10 protein-coding genes are annotated in these 14,362 nt (G+C 61.1%); 7 read left to right on the forward strand and 3 right to left on the reverse strand.

Going from position 1 to position 14,362, the window contains the following annotated elements; all coding sequences use genetic code 11:
- Positions 1-332 precede the first annotated feature (332 nt).
- A complete protein-coding gene (locus GNK13_RS02095; protein WP_164100787.1) occupies positions 333-1,007 on the reverse strand; it encodes a PEP-CTERM sorting domain-containing protein in 675 nt (224 codons plus the stop codon).
- A 248-nt stretch (positions 1,008-1,255) separates the two neighbouring features.
- Here GNK13_RS02095 and GNK13_RS02100 point away from each other — a divergent pair, with 248 nt between their 5' ends.
- The 7 genes from GNK13_RS02100 (at position 1,256) to GNK13_RS02130 (ending at position 10,851) form a co-directional block, all read left to right on the forward strand.
- A complete protein-coding gene (locus tag GNK13_RS02100) occupies positions 1,256-3,910 on the forward strand; it encodes a CehA/McbA family metallohydrolase (protein WP_203328883.1) in 2,655 nt (884 codons plus the stop codon).
- A 59-nt stretch (positions 3,911-3,969) separates the two neighbouring features.
- Positions 3,970-5,604, forward strand: a complete 1,635-nt coding sequence (locus GNK13_RS02105; RefSeq protein WP_164100789.1) for an L-fucose/L-arabinose isomerase family protein — start codon at positions 3,970-3,972, stop codon at positions 5,602-5,604.
- Positions 5,605-5,607: 3 nt separating this feature from the next.
- Positions 5,608-7,326, forward strand: coding sequence for an FGGY-family carbohydrate kinase (locus GNK13_RS02110; RefSeq protein WP_164100790.1), 1,719 nt, complete (start codon positions 5,608-5,610; stop codon positions 7,324-7,326).
- 216 nt (positions 7,327-7,542) lie between these two features.
- On the forward strand, positions 7,543-8,535 hold the full coding sequence (locus tag GNK13_RS02115) for a dihydrodipicolinate synthase family protein (RefSeq protein WP_164100791.1): 993 nt from the start codon (positions 7,543-7,545) through the stop codon (positions 8,533-8,535).
- A 126-nt stretch (positions 8,536-8,661) separates the two neighbouring features.
- Complete coding sequence (locus GNK13_RS02120; protein ID WP_164100792.1) at positions 8,662-9,582, forward strand: DUF1501 domain-containing protein; 921 nt, start codon at positions 8,662-8,664, stop codon at positions 9,580-9,582.
- A gap of 7 nt (positions 9,583-9,589) precedes the next feature.
- The gene (locus GNK13_RS02125) at positions 9,590-10,288 is read left to right on the forward strand and encodes a c-type cytochrome domain-containing protein (RefSeq protein WP_203545329.1); all 699 of its coding nucleotides are present in this window, start codon (positions 9,590-9,592) and stop codon (positions 10,286-10,288) included.
- A 26-nt stretch (positions 10,289-10,314) separates the two neighbouring features.
- Positions 10,315-10,851, forward strand: coding sequence for a WD40 repeat domain-containing protein (locus GNK13_RS02130; RefSeq protein WP_164100860.1), 537 nt, complete (start codon positions 10,315-10,317; stop codon positions 10,849-10,851).
- Positions 10,852-10,861: 10 nt separating this feature from the next.
- Here the strand turns inward: GNK13_RS02130 and GNK13_RS02135 are convergent, their stop codons facing one another.
- Both GNK13_RS02135 and xrtU read right to left on the reverse strand, forming a co-directional pair.
- Positions 10,862-12,274 (reverse strand): tetratricopeptide repeat protein, encoded by a 1,413-nt coding sequence (locus tag GNK13_RS02135; protein ID WP_203545330.1) that lies wholly within the window; start codon positions 12,272-12,274, stop codon positions 10,862-10,864.
- A gap of 192 nt (positions 12,275-12,466) precedes the next feature.
- Positions 12,467-14,221 (reverse strand): exosortase U, encoded by a 1,755-nt coding sequence (gene xrtU, locus GNK13_RS02140; protein ID WP_164100795.1) that lies wholly within the window; start codon positions 14,219-14,221, stop codon positions 12,467-12,469.
- Positions 14,222-14,362 lie beyond the last annotated feature (141 nt).

Below are 14,362 nucleotides of genomic sequence, written 5' to 3' on the forward strand. Positions count from 1 at the left end.
TAAAAAGCAGTCGCCTTCGGCTTGCCGTTAAACGATTTTTCCGCGAGCCGTCCTGCTCCGAACCAATCCAAAGTGGCGCTGTCCAGCTAGCCTCTGGCAGAAAACTCCCTTCTGACATTACCCTCCCCCCGGGAGGGTCGTGCTCTAAGGGCCGGGGAGGGCCCGCTAAAATTCGCCACGTGGAGGCTCTACGTCGCACATCCCCCTCCCCGCTCGTTCCTCGCGACCCTCCCGAGGGGGGGGGTGTCGTTACAGATTTTCTGACAGAGCCTCGCTCCCCGGTTCTTGGAAATGCCTTAATGACCGGACGCTCGCGCGTTGCGGCTGATCAATCATTCGGCCTCGCGTCTGCAGGAACCGAGGCGGCGGGATCGCCTTCGATACAGCGTTCCGCCCAGCGAGAGGATGCCGAAGACGGCGAGCGAACTCGGTTCGGGGACCGTGGCGACCGGACCTCCCGGAACCTCGAACGATACGCCCAGCGGCTGTCCTAGCTCCACCGTGAGGTCCCGACTCAAGCCGCTGATCGCGAGCGATCCATCGATGATCCCAATCCCGCCAGTGAATGAACTGTTCAGGCTGGCAACCACGGTTGAACCCGGAGTCAGCCCGCTAAGATCCAAGCTCAAGGTACCGAGAGGTGTCACTCCAGGCTTGATGAAAGGTCCGAAAAATACGTTCTTCGGCGCCAGCACTTCGGTACCTAGCAATCCGATGGTGTCGGACGCAAACCAACTGTTGAGCGGGGGCTCCGAGCTGAGACTGAAGCTCCAACGACTCGGCTCGGCAATCGCGGGACTGCTGCCGTGAATCGGGTTCAGCCCCACGGCGATAAGCAAATCATCTGGATTTCCGTCAAACGTCAGCAGTACATCGAACGAAGCGGTGGAACCGACGATCGTTGGAGGGGCGAGGTCCAGCGTGATCACGCCCGCCTCGGCCCGAGAGCCGCCGATCAGCAGAACGGTTGCGGCCACGCACAGGCACAGCTTTCTGAGCGTTAACATTCTGCTGCCCTACCTCGGAGGGGATGGGAAAAGCGTCCATGGGAGTTCGATGATCGTCGTGGAAGCGCTGGTCCCGTTGATCCACCAGGACATCATTCGTGACCTGGTTTCTTAGCGGAGGATCGCCCAGAGCTTTGTAGTCCCTTCCGATTCGGTGACAAGGTTCTTGGGTCGAATTTTGATTCGCTGGGGCCTACATTGGCTGGCGTCCTTTGTCCCCTTCCGTTCAAGACGGTGAGAACCCGAGCATGAATCGTTGGCTAAATTCTGCCTTGTCCAGGACGTTGGTTGTCGCCGCTGTCTTTGGGGCCGCTGTCGTCGGGGCCGCCGCGGCGGGCAGCTCCGCCGCGGCGGAGCTTGAGACGCTGACCCCCGAGACGTGGGAGGAGTATGCGCCGCAGGGCAAGGAGGTCGACTGCATCTACGGCGACTACGTCCTACGGAACGATCTCATCACGGCGGTAATTGCCCAGCCGGTCGCCACGCGGAACGCCAACATGACCGTCCGAAACGTCGGCGGTGCGGTAATCGACTTGACGTCTCGCGACCGGCCGAACGACCAGCTGAGCGCGTTCTATCCCGGTGCGGCGGAATTCCCGCTGAAGCTGCTCGGCTGCGGAGCGAACGGTGAACCGACGCTTAGCGGCGAGGCCGCGGCCGAGCCAGCCGCGCACTGCGCTGCCCGTGGGCAGACCGTCTACCTCGAGGTGCACGCCCCGGCCGAGGAAGGGCGGCCTGCGGTGAAGACGCGTTATGAGCTGAGCGACGGCTCGCCTTGGCTGGTGGTCCGCACCACCTACTTCAACTCGCACACGCAGCCACTCGAGGTGACGTTGCAAGATTCGCTGCGAGCGGACCGCGGGTTCGAGCTCGGTGAGGACGATCCGCTGAACCTGTTCTGGGCCTACGACCCGTGGTGGAATCAGGCCTACGGCGTCGTGGCGGACGAGGCTCGGATCATGGTCAGCGGAGGAGCTCGGCCGCTCTTGCAATATGCGCACGCGGGCAACGCCAAGATCGCACTCGCACCGCAATCCAGCCACACGCTCGTGCGGCGGCTGATCCCCGCTCGCAATCTCCTCGAGGTCAAAGCCGCGGCACGCCAACTGGCTGAACACCAAGACCATCCCCTCCGCGTTCGCGTCGAGGACGCGCAGGGACCGGTCGAAGGAGCATTCGTGACGCTCGCCCGCGGCGAGAGTCGCTACGGGTGGGGGCGGACCGATGCGAGCGGTCTCCTCGAAACCTCACTTCCCGCGGGCGAGTACACCGCCACCGTGACCTCGCCGGTGCATCCGGAAGCCTCTCGAGCAATCGACGTCAAGGAAGGCAGCCGACCGGTCGAACCATTCGTGCTCGCCGAGCCCGGCTACGTCGTTGCCAACCTTCGAGACGGCGAAGGCGAAGCGATCGCGTGCAAGGTCGAGTTCGTAGGACTGAGCGGCACCGAGAGCCCCGACTTCGGACCCGACACCGGGATCTATGGTGTCAAGAATTTGCGGTACACTCCCAATGGTGAATTTCGCCAGCCGATCCGCGCCGGCAACTACTTGGTTCGGATCAGCCATGGACCGGAGTACGACGCACTGGTTGAGGAAATCGAAGTGCGGGAAGGGGAAGTGACAAACCTGCGGGGGGCTCTGAACCGCAGCGTCGACACGACGGGCTGGGTCAGCAGCGACTTTCACAGCCACTCCAGTCCGTCCGGCGACAATACCTCCAGTCAGCGCGGCCGAGTCCTCAACCTGTTGGCCGAGCATCTCGAGTTTGCTCCGTGCACCGAACACAATCGGATCTCGACCTACGTTCCCGACCTGGAGTATTTCGGCGCGGTCGATCGGATGGCGACCTGCACCGGAATGGAGCTGACCGGATCGCCGCTACCGGTAAACCACCAAAACGCGTTCCCGCTGGTGCATCAACCCCGCACGCAGGACGGAGGGGGACCGGTCACCGATCCCGACCCCATCGTGCAGGTCGAGCGATTGGCGATGTGGGACAACGCGAGCGATAAACTCGTACAAGGAAACCATCCCAATCTGCTGCAGGTCCTCGCCGACCGCGATTTGGATGGCCAAGGGGATGGTGGCTTTGAGCCGATGATCGGCTTTATGGATGTGATCGAAGTGCATCCGCCAGGCGAAATCTTTAATCCGCCGAGCTCCCTCGAACCCTCGGCTCGCGATCGTGGCAATACGATTTTCCACTGGTTGCAGATGCTGAACCTCGGCTACCGCGTCCCGGGCGTCGTCAACACCGACGCCCATTACAACTTCCACGGTTCCGGGTGGCTGCGGAATTACATCCGCAGCGAAACCGATGATCCGGCGGAGATCGATTGCATGGACATGGTCCACGCCGCGGAGCACGGCGAGTTGGTGATGACCAACGGACCGTTCATGGAAGTTTATCTGCAAGCCGAACGTCCTGGCCGCAATTCGGCTTCCGGAGTCGGAGGGAACGTGTCGGCGCCGGGCGGTAAGGCGGATCTCTCGGTAAAAATCCAGTGCCCGAACTGGTTCGATATCAACCGCGTGCAAGTTTTCGTCAATGGCCGCCCGGTGGAGCATCTGAACTTTACTCGACGCGCGAATCCGGATCGATTCTCCGACGAAACCGTCAAGTTCGACAGCGTGATACCGCTGGAGTTGGACGCGGACGCCCATGTCATCGTGGCAACCATTGGCGAAGGGCTGAAACTTGGGCCCGTGATGGGACCGGCCGGTGAGACGGCGCCGGTGGCGGTATCCAACCCCATCTTCGTCGACGTCGACGGGAATGGTTTCAAGGCCAACGGCGATCTGCTCGGATTGCCACTGCCGCTGCCGAGCGACTTTAAGCCGTCCCACGGCCATCACCACTCCCACTCACACGGCGATCATTCGCACGAGCATCCGCACTAGCTGGACGACGCTACTTTAACTCCCTGCGCATCATGTCTTCCTCGAGATAAGCCGACTCCATGAACCCCGATGCACCAAAAGTTCTGCTGATCGCTAGCGGAGATTCTCGCCTCTCGGCCAATCAGGTTTGCTGGCCTGCTCAGCAAGAACTTGAACGCCAACTTGCCGCGGCCGTGGAGAACCTCGGGTATCGCATTGAGCGAGCGCACGAGGTGACCGGCGATGGTCATGGCTTTATTGATAGTCAGAAACGGGGGATGGAGGTTTTTCGCCAGCTTGATCCCGAGGCGCCATTGATCGTTGCAGAGGCCGTTTGGCAGTACTCGCACCACGTCCTGCCGGGGCTGCTCAGCCATCGCGGACCGATCCTGACGGTTGCGAACTGGTCGGGACAATGGCCAGGCCTGGTCGGAATGTTGAACTTGAACGGATCCCTCACGAAAGCGGGGGTTCCGTATTCGACGCTCTGGAGCGAAGCGTTCGTCGACGAGTACTTCACCGGAAAACTCCAGGAATGGCTGGAGACCGGACGGTGCGAGCATGCCGTCGATCATGTCACGCCCTACCGCCAAGAACTTGTACCGCCGGATCTAAGAGCGCTGGGGCAAGAGTTGGCCGATCGCTTGCGTCACGAAAAATCGATCATGGGCGTTTTTGATGAAGGGTGTATGGGGATGTTCAACGCGATCATTCCCGATCACCTGCTCAACCCGCTCGGCATGTTCAAAGAGCGGCTCAGCCAATCCGCTTTGTATTACGAGATGCGTCAAGTTTCGGATGCCGAGGCCGAGGCGGTTTACCAGTGGTACGAGCGCCAGGGCATGCAATTCCATTTGGGTGAGTCCGACGCTGAGGAGCTGACGAAGGGTCAAATTCTCGAGCAGTGCCGGATGTATGTCGCGGTCGTGCGCATGGCGGATGATTTTGGCTGCGAGACGGTTGGAATCCAATACCAGCAAGGAATGAAAGACTTGTCGCCCGCGAGCGATCTGGTCGAGGGGACACTGAACAGCACCGCGCGGCCTCCGGTGGCCAGCCGCGACGGCGAGCGAGTCCTGTTCGCGGACCGCTGCATCCCCCATTTCAATGAAGTGGACGAGTGTGCCGGACTCGATGCAGTGCTAATCAATCGGCTCCATCGAGCGCTGAAGGAGCCGGTGGAAACGACCTTGCACGATGTCCGCTGGGGATGTCCGGACGAATCGGGGACGACCGACGAGTACGTCTGGGTCTTTGAGATCTCCGGCTCGGCCCCCGCGGAGCACCACGGCGGGTGGAGCCAGTGCCATGGTTACCGCCAACCGCCGATGTACTTTCCCAAGGGAGGCTCAACGCTTGCCGGCGTTGCCCGCCCGGGCGAAATTGTGTGGTCGCGGATTTATGTGGCGGAAAATTCACTGCACATGGACCTCGGACGCGGCCAATCGATTGCCCTACCTGAGCAGGAGACGCGACGACGGCTCGAAGCGACGACGTCGGTGTGGCCGATCATGCATGGCGTGACCTACGGGGTGAGCCGAGACCAGCTGATGGCTAAACACCAAGCCAATCACGTTCAAGTCGCCTATGCGAACGACGCCGATTCCGCGGACCGGGCCTTACTCGCTCGTGCCGCTTTTGCTGCGGCGCTCGGGATCAAGGTCAATCTTTGCGGGACGAAAAAGGATGGTTCGGCATGGAAAGCGGAGGGTTAGCCGATGAACCACCAGTATTTCATTGGCGTGGATGTGGGAACTGGCAGTGCACGCGCCGGCGTGTTTGATTCCAGTGGCAACCGGCTCGCCTCCGCTTCTCGCGAGATTCAGATCTATCGGCCGGCGAAAGATTTTGTCGAGCAATCCTCCCGCGATATTTGGGAAGCCGTCTGCCACTGTGTCCGGACCGCGGTTGACCAGTCGGGGATCGAGCCCCAAAGGGTTGCCGGCATTGGTTTCGACGCGACCTGCTCGCTGGTGGTCCTCGGCGATTCGCAGCAACCGGTCACGGTCAGCCCGGATGGGGATGATGATCAGAATGTCATCGTTTGGATGGACCATCGTGCGGTCGACCAAGCAGCGCGGATCAACCGGGGGCAGTATGAAGTTCTTAAGTATGTCGGCGATACGATCTCCCCGGAGATGCAGACCCCGAAGTTGCTATGGCTTAAGGAGCATATGCCCCAGAGTTGGAAGCGGGCGAAGCAGTTCTTCGATCTGCCCGATTTTCTAACATTCATGGCCACGGGTGATGAGACCCGCTCTCTCTGCAGCACCGTGTGTAAATGGACTTACCTCGGCCATGCATCGCTTCCTGCCGATGGGGAGGGCGAGCAGTTATGCGACGTGGCTGGAGGGAAGAGCGAGGGCGTTGGGGGGGGCTGGGACGGAGATTACCTGCGGCAGATCGGCCTGGGAGATCTCGTCGACGAGCAGTTCCGCCGCATTGGGAATCGCGTTCGACCGATGGGCGAAGCCGTCGGCCGCGGGGTTACGGCTAAGGCGGCGGCGGAGCTCGGCGTCGCTCCGGGAACCGCGGTTGGAGTCTCGATCATCGACGCCCACGCCGGTGGAATCGGGATGATCGGAGCTGCGCTGGAGGGCCAAGAGCCAGGCCCCGCGGCTTTGGACCAGCGGTTGGCGCTGATCGGCGGGACCTCCAGTTGTCATATGGCGGTTTCCGCTTCGCCCCGCTTCATCCGTGGGATTTGGGGGCCTTATTATTCTGCGATGGTACCGGGAATGTGGTTGACCGAGGGCGGACAATCGGCCACCGGTGCCTTGATCGATTTCGTCGTCCAGACCCACGGAGCCAGCCCGGAGTTAGAGGAGCTGGCGCGGGTCCGCCAGCAGAGCGTCTACGAGATTCTGAACGACCGCTTGGACGATCTTGCAGCCGGTCGAAGTTTTCCAGCGTCGCTCACTTCCGGTCTCCATATTTGCCCCTACTTTCACGGCAACCGCTCTCCCTGGGCCGATCCCTCGCTGCGAGGCATGATCTCGGGGCTTTCGCTTTCGGCGTCGCTCGACGATCTGGCGATTCTGTACCTCGCGGTCGTTCAGGCGATCGCTTATGGAACGCGGCATATCATTGAGGAGATGAATGCCAAAGGCTATTGCATCGACACCGTGTTCGCGTGTGGTGGTGGGATCAAGAATCGTATCTTCATTCGCGAGCATGCCGACATTACAGGATGCCGAGTCGTGCTTCCCAGGGAGCCTGAATCGGTGCTGCTCGGTAGCGCTATGCTGGGGGCCGTGGCCGCCGGCAGATATCCCGATTTGGTAGCGGCCATGGCTGGGATGAGTGGTGTGGCCAAGGTGATCGAACCGGCCCAAGGTGCGACGGCCGATTTCCATCAGGCCAAATACACCGTTTTCCGTCGGATGCACGACGACCAGCTGGCCTACCGTGAACTGATGGCCGCAGCAACGTCCTAGATCGCTCTCCGCCAACGGTGTCTCGAGCGATCGGGAAAACTTGGCGGCTTGGGACGGTTTTGGTGGGGCGGTCCGTATCGGAAGTCCTGCCTTCCGCAAGAACTCGCTGGACAACTTCGCTGGGGCGGCGCATTGTGAACGGGAAGAGGCACGCTCGATCCCCCGCGGGGGCCTCACGGAGACCGCGGTTCCTCGTAACTCCAAGGATGCACCTTGATGGACTCCCCTCGCGACTCCGCGGCGTCTGCCGTGCCGGAAGCTGCTGCTGTGCCCGGGACTTTGGCGACTCCGGCCGCTGCGTCAATCCGTGGGATCGTGCCGCCGATGGTCACGCCTCTGGCCAGTCCCGACACGATCGACGAGTTGGGATTGCAGCGGTTGGTCGAGCACCTGATCGAAGGTGGAGTTCATGGTCTGTTCATCCTCGGGACGACCGGCGAGGGTCCGAGTTTGCCGCAAACGGTGCGGCGCGACCTGATCATGCTAACCTGCAAGTTCGTCGACCAACGGGTGCCGGTGATGGTCGGGATCACCGAGAGCGTTCCGGCGATGGGGCTCGAGCTCGGACGGATCGCTGCCGGTGAAGGCGCGACCGCCACGGTGCTCGCTCCGCCTTACTACTTTCCGTTGACGCAGCAGGAGTTGGGCGATTACGCCGAGGGGCTGGCGGCCGAGCTCGAGTTGCCCTTGATGCTGTACAACATGCCGGGCCTGACCAAGGTTTGGTATGAGGTCGAGACGCTGCGGCGATTGACGCAGGTCGAGTCGATCATCGGCCTGAAGGACAGCAGCGGTGATCTGCGATATTTCGAAGCGGCCGTCGAGCTCAAACGACTGCGGCCCGATTGGTCACTGCTCGTCGGACCGGAACATCTGCTTTCCGCTACGCTGCAGTTGGGCGGCGATGGTGGTGTCAACGGAGGAGCCCACCTATTTCCGCAGTGGTTCGTCGATTGTTACGAATCACATCAGCGGGGGGCACTGGCTGAGGCAGCGCGATACCAAGCGGCAATCGAGGCCCTGCAAGCCTGTTATGCCGTCGGAGGCGACGACCCCCAGCGGTTCTTGAAGGTTCCCAAACATGCGCTGGCACTGAGGGGAATTTGCAGTGACCGTCTGGCTCCCCCGCTGCAACCTTTGGCTCCGCAGCAGATCGAGCAACTGCGGGCACTGATCGAGCAACTCGAAAGTTCTACTCTCCCGGGCTAGGGACTGGTAAACTGGGAGGGGTGGCCGTCGCTGCCTTGCCCCGGATCGACCTCCAGACCCTCCCCTGGCCGCTTGCGGGAATCCCCTTCCGCGAGCCCCGCCGCACCGATCATCCCTCCGGTTTCCATGCGCCACTTTGCCCCCCACGCTGGATTGCGGTGGCTCCGCCGCTGCGCAGTCGTGCTGCTGGTGTGCAGCGTCTCACTTCACGGCCCACGCGGTGATCTGCCAGAGGCCGTCGGAAACGACGCGGCGGCCGAACGGCGGATCAACCGGATGGTGCCGGAGAAGAGCCTGGCGCTGCTCAAGGCGACGGCTCAGGTGGCCCATGAAGGCGGAAAACGGTTCGCCACGGATTCCCCGGAACACGCCATCCTGGCTCGCTGGATCGAAGCAGGCGTCGCCCCGCCCGACGCATCGGCTCCGCTGGTGACCGAGTTGGTCCGCTATCTCGAGGGTCAGTTCCGGGTCCGCTTGGCGTGTCGCACTGCCGCGCCTCAATTCGCCTGGACGGAGCCAGCGGCGGAGAACTTTATCGATGAGTATGTCTTTGCGCGATTGCGGCAGCTCAAGCTGAACCCTGCGGGCGTGGCCAGCGATTCGGTCTTTCTTCGCCGCGTGTATCTCGACTTGCTCGGCGTGTTACCGACGGCCGAAGAGGCGCGGGCCTTTCTCGCCGATCCGATCACCGATCAAACTCTCCCGACGTTGTTGGATGATTTGGAGGACCGCGGTCTGCTCGATGAGACCTTGGTCGTCTGGATGGGAGAGTTCGGCCGGACTCCGAAGATCAATAAGAACGTGAGTCGGGATCACTGGCCGCAGTGCTATACGACTCTGCTAGCCGGTGGGGGCGTCAAACGCGGCTATGTGTATGGTGCCTCCGATGCGAACGGCATGTATCCGGCGAAACATCCGGTCCGTCCCGAAGATTTGGCGGCAACCATCTATTCTGCATTGGGGATTGATCCCGGGACCGAAGTCTATGACCGAGGCAATCGCCCGCTGATGATTGCCGGCAATCCGGTAACCGATGTTTTCGCATAAATTTGCCGTGCAAGAATCTGCCATGATCCGCTCGTCGATCCGTCTGCTGTTTCCGAGGCTCCGGAAGGTCACGGGAGTGGGGCTGCTGGGGCTCGCTCTGCCGCTGAGCGTGCAGTGTCACGCTGGCGAACCCGCTAGCGAGGAGGGTTCCGCGGAAGTCTCCTTTTCCAAGCACATCGCACCGATTTTTCACCAGCACTGCGTGGCCTGCCACAATGCCCGAAATCCGCAAGGGCGTTACAACATGACCACCTTCCACGCGATCCGTTCGATGGCCAATTCGGGCGTCGCAATCGAGCCGGGCGACGCGGGGAATTCGCTGCTGTTGCAGTTGGTCGAAGATGGGTCGATGCCCTACGACGCGGATCCGCTGTCGGACGAGCAGATCTCGACGATCCGGCAGTGGATTGACCAGGGAGCGCGACTCGACGCTTCGGCGGACGCCGAGGCGCCGCTGGTCCGACTGATGCCGAGGATCCCACAGCCCGAGCCGCCGCGGAAATACATCGCGCCGGTGCCGGTGTCCGCGGTCGCCGTGGATCCTGCCGGTCTCCGCGTCGCCAGTTCGGGATACCACGAGGTTTTGATGTGGTCCCTGCCATCGGGAGAACTGAGCGGACGCATTCCGAACGTCGCCGAACGCGTGCATGGGCTCGACTTTCATCCCGATGGAAAGCGGCTTGTGGAGCCGACGGAACGATTGTGATTTTCTCGTACGATGAGTCTGGTGCCGTGCCACTGGTGATCGAAGACCATTCCGACTGGGTAAACTCGATTTCTTGGTCACCCGATGGTCGATCGATTATTTCCTCCAGCCGCGATAAAACCGCAAAAATCTTCGACGCCGCGAGCGGGGACTTGCACGTCACATTCAACGGTCATAACCAAAACGTGACCGCTGCAGGCTTTCTCGAAGACGCAACCCGTGCCTTCAGCGTAGGCGACGACCGAAGAATTCGCATCTGGAACACCGCGGACGCAAAGCAAGTTCGCGATATTCCCGGCTTGGCAATCGAGATGGATGGACTTCGAGTGCTCGGTGGAGAACAGATTCTGACTGCTGGCTCCGATGGCAAAATTCGGCTGCACAAGAGCGTCGATGGGAAACGGGTCCGCGAATTCGCTGGAGCACCTGCCTGGGTGGCGAGCCTTGCCGTGACCGCCGACAATGAGCGAGTCATCTTCGGTGACCATGCCGGGCGACTACATCTCGCGTCGATCGAAACCGATGCCGTGAAATCGCATTCCTGGACTGCCGCCCCGGAGTAGCGAAGAGGGATCACGGCGCGGCTAGCTTTTCCGCCTCGTCATGGTGCTGGGCGCTGAGTTCCTCTTCGCCCAGTTGCTCGTAGCAGATGGCGAGTGAACGATGGGCGGCCGCGGCCAAAGCGGGGACAGCCAGGCCCGCCTCGAGATCGGGCACGGCATCGACATATCGCCCAAGTTGGCAAAGGATCTGCCCCCGAGTTTCGTAGTGATACGGCGTGGGAGGCATGGCCTGAGCGATCGCGGTTTCGGCGACCCGCAATGCTTGCTCGAGGTCGGAGTTCTCTTGGCGGGACATCACGAAGGCTAAGTTGTTCAGGATCACGTGGCTGTCTGGGAGCGATTTCGCAGCCAGCTCCAAGTGAAACGCTCCCTTCGCGTCATCGCCCGCCAGGACCGCCGCGGTTCCGCGAATGAAGTGGGAGATACCCGGTGAGGTTCCACGGAGTAGAGATTCGCGAAGTGACGCCACTTGCTCGTCGTCGGATTCGGCGGCCGCCAGAACCTCATCGGCGACCATCTGAATGACGTGCTGATTATTCGGAGCATACTCGAGCGCGTGCTGCAGGTGGGCCAGGATCTGCAGCTGGTCTTGAACCGTCGGATCCGGCTTCCCTCGCAAGGTGGCTGCCCAGGTGACGTACGCCTTGGCTAGTGCATGCTCAAGTAGCGACCGTTCCTGAGGACAGCGGTCCATCGCGTCCCGCAGCGTCTGAACCGCGTCCGGATACCGCTCAAGAAAGATTTGGCACCTGGTCAAGGCGAGCGCCAGCGAGGCGTCGGATGGCCGCTGAGAAACCAGCGTGGCGAATTTTTCGAGTGAGTGCTGGGCATATCGCTTTGCCTGGTCGGCGTCGCCGAGCGCGCGGGCGATGATCGCCGCTCGGAGCCCGATGCCCGGACTCTCTGGCATCAGTTCGACTAGAACCGGCAGCGCCTCGGCGTACCGTTCCGCTTTGAGCAGATGCTCGGCGTACGACTGCTTCACCGAAACCTGTTCAGGCATCAGGTGATTCAGCCATGCCAACAACCCCAGAAGCTCCTGTTTCTCCTGGTCGCTCAATTCTTCCCAGGGATTCGGGAGGTACAAGTTCTCCACCAACCACTCCGCTGCCTGGGGATCGGCACCATAGAACCGTGTCAGGTCTTGGGTTGGGTTCTCGGTTGGGGAAGGCTCCTCCGAGTAGACCAGTTGACGCATCAGCTGCACCGCTTGGTCTTGCTCGCCCGTCGCATACAGAGCTCGCGCCAATTCGAACTGCGCCTGGCGGTTGTCCGGAGCCATACGCAGCTGCCGGTGGAGCACCACTCGGGCGGTTTTCCAGTCGTCTCGCTCGACGGCATCACCAAGCTGCTTGTTCAGCAGAAGCGTCCGCAGCCCGGTTTCGCGGGCTTCCAAAAGATAGAAACCAGTGGAAAGGGACAAGAGAAGTAAAAGAAACGGCATTCCGCAGATCAGCCGCTTCCATGGGAAAGACGCGAACCAATAGCGGCAAAAATCGAAAGCGAGAATCCAGAGCCGAATCCAGGCGTGCCCCATGCGAACGCTCTCCTGCTATACACTGCTTGAAGGTTTTGTATTGCGTGATGATTTGGATTGTGTAACGGATTCGATTCGCTACTCCGGAGAGTTGCGGACCGTCTCGAGTATCCGTAGCCGCACGCGATCAAACGTTTCTCTCAGACGCTGGATGTCATCAGGATGCAAACGCTCTTCGGACTCCAGCCAGAGCTGTGCCATCATCATTTCTTGTTGGGGAACGTAGGGATTAACGGCAAACCGTTGTCCCAACCTCTCCACGAGCCCAGGCCCGAGCGGCGGTGCGACGCCTCGGCCGTCATAGGTAATGGCGGCGAACAGCAAGTATCCTCGGCGGTCATCGTTGCGGCGAAAGCGCGCGAACGCGAATTGGGGGTTGCCGCGTTCAGCCAGGTTGTCCGCGGCATTCTGATCCGAGGTGATGATCGAGCGGTCGGCGAGTTCCCACTCCAGGTTCTCATAACAGATACAGAGCTCGTGCCAACCAATGTACGGCTGGCTCAAAACGACCTGGTACTGCAGTTCTGAATCCGCAACCGACCATATGTCCGCCGCTTTGCCCAGCCGGCGGTCTTCACCATCGCGAGCAATCTCGTGATTGACGACCGAACCATCGTTCCAGACGCCGGCGAACATGTCTTCGGGAGGCGTGAAGAAGACTGTGAGCTCTTGTTCCGAAGGTTGTCGCACCGACCCATTCCATCCGGAACCCAGCGAGAGGGTGGTGAGAGTGCATAGCAGGAGGCAAACGGTGGTCATCGCCACGGGCAGAACCCAGCCAAACCGAGGGCGTCGTGGGGCGACCGCCGACTGCATCGCAGTGGTCGCGGCGGGGAACTCGTTTTCGCCTGGGACGATCCCCATGCAGGCGTTCCAGCAGTCGACCAGAGGGTTCGATTCCAAACCGAGATAATTTGGAACGTCCTGGATCGGGTGAAGGAACGCAGTAATCCATTGGTCGAACGACAGCAGAAGCAGGACGGCGATCGAGAGGGCCACATAGCCAACGACCTCGTGACTCCAACCCGTCGCCCAGTCGAAACCGAATATGGAATCAGCCACGGCCACGCTCGCCACGCGGATCGCATTTCCGATAATCGCCACCAGCACCGCTGCCGCCCAGTACAGGGGCGTAAACCAGAGTGGATGGCGGTTGTAGGCGACCAGCAGGCTCGCCAAGAAAAAGAGCGTGAACACTGACTGAATCCCGCTGCACGCTTCAGCAACGAACAGCTCCCGACCGGTGAGCTCGATCACGTTCCCCGTCGTCAGGTGCGGGATCATTAAGACGTCGAGCAGCAGGCTGGCAATCTTTGTCGTCCAGGTTTGCAGCCGAACGATCAGCAGCATATCGGTCTGCAGCGGCAGGCGGATCAGCGTCAAGAGGGGCAGGACCAAAACCAGCAGACTGCGGCCACTCCCTTCGCGAGCCGAAAGCAGCCAACTGCTGGCGAGTGCGACGAAGCCGACCATCGCCAGCCAGGGCGAAAAAATGGCGACCGAGAGTGCCGTTGCTACCCAGCCGCCCAACAGAAACCCGCTACCCCACCACGATCGCGGTGCCCGGAAACGGCCGTCCCAACGCGCAAGGACGAGTAGGACGACGCTGGCGGCCGCGAGCGGGAAAAATTGATAATGTTCCTGTTGCCAGAGACGCGTCAGATAAGGGATCAGCAGTGGAATCGGAGCGGCGAGGCACGTCGTCCAGAATAAGCACCAAGCCCAGCCTCGACTTTCGGCGACGCAGGGCGGAGTTTCTGCGATTGCATAGGTGTTATTCGGATGTTTTCGAGATGGGGATGCGGAGATATCAACGGGGGCAGCGAGCGACATGAATCCCTCAGTTCGAACTCGGATCGACTGGAATGCTTATGAGACGCGGTGGAGTTGCAGGATTGGGCTCTGTCAGAAAACTGGCCTCTCACCCTTTCCCTCTCCCCCGCTAATCGCTGCGCGGCGGGGGAGAGAGGATGG

The sequence above is a fragment of the Candidatus Laterigemmans baculatus genome (assembly GCF_010367455.1).
Lineage (GTDB): Bacteria > Planctomycetota > Planctomycetia > Pirellulales > Pirellulaceae > Laterigemmans > Laterigemmans baculatus.